The sequence below is a fragment of the Curvivirga aplysinae genome, from assembly GCF_009711445.1.
In the GTDB taxonomy this organism is placed as follows: Bacteria; Pseudomonadota; Alphaproteobacteria; order UBA8366; family Aestuariispiraceae; genus Curvivirga; species Curvivirga aplysinae.
In genome coordinates this window covers 1-945 of record NZ_SMMC01000011.1, presented here as the reverse complement: position 1 = coordinate 945, position 945 = coordinate 1, and the positions used below count along the sequence as shown (strand labels likewise).

The window sequence follows — 945 nt, the reverse complement described above, 5'->3', positions numbered from 1 at the left end:
AGAATGGTACGACGTAACAATGAAATCGCATCATTTAATTGGGCCATACGCTCATGCCCACCCAGCTCACTATCAGGATGATGAATAGTCGCCATCAAACGAAAACGTTGCTTAACCTCATCCATATTTGGACGTGCAGTCGGCGGAAAACCAAGTACATACAAGGCCTCCTCATGGGTTTGTACTCCACCCTTAAGCAGATCAAAAGACATCGCCGTGATAATAGTATGCAGACGAATAATTTGTTCTCGATCAGCCTCAGATTGCTCCGTCTTTTTTGGAAGTAAGGGATCTTCGAGATTTATAGTTAAAGTGCCGTCATCTAGTTGAAGCGCCAAGGCAAGAGCCTTACGGATAGTCACCATATCGTAACCAGCAGGCATCCGTACTTGCAAACGAGGCTTACGACGCCAAGGCTTACCAGCACTTGGACCAGACTTCAGTATAATCGTTTCTCGATCTTCTAGGTCAGGTTCACCCGGATCAGACACAGAGTCAATTACGTCTTCAGGTAAAGTCAACATCACAGAGCGTGCGATATCACCTACATTAACATTACGACGTTCCGCCAGCTCACTCACGCGATCACGAAATTCAGAAGCGCATGGGATTGCATAAGAAACTTTTCGTTGCGACGGCACTTTTGCGACCGCACGAATAGCCTCCACCAAGCTATCATCTTGCGATTTATCGTCACCCACAACATTGGCACCTTTATCGTTGAACGCTGCGCCCGCTTTCATGATGCATATTCCCTAAAAAAACCAACGGAAAAACCAAAGGCTTACCCCATCTACTACTTTTGTAGATAAGTAATATATGATGGCTGATTCTCGTATTTTTTCAAGAGATAAAAAACGATTCGCCCCATGCTCACCTAATTCAGCAAATCCAGGACTCCAGTCAACCTTATAAGATTCTTACCTTAAAAATATGCAACCATAG

Annotated in this window: 1 protein-coding gene; it reads right to left on the bottom strand. The window is 44.6% G+C overall.

Translation table 11 applies throughout. The features are described from left to right. Positions 1-743 (bottom strand): J domain-containing protein (locus E1160_RS00045; protein ID WP_328597100.1); only part of this gene is annotated, 743 nt, incomplete at its 3' end. Positions 744-945 lie beyond the last annotated feature (202 nt).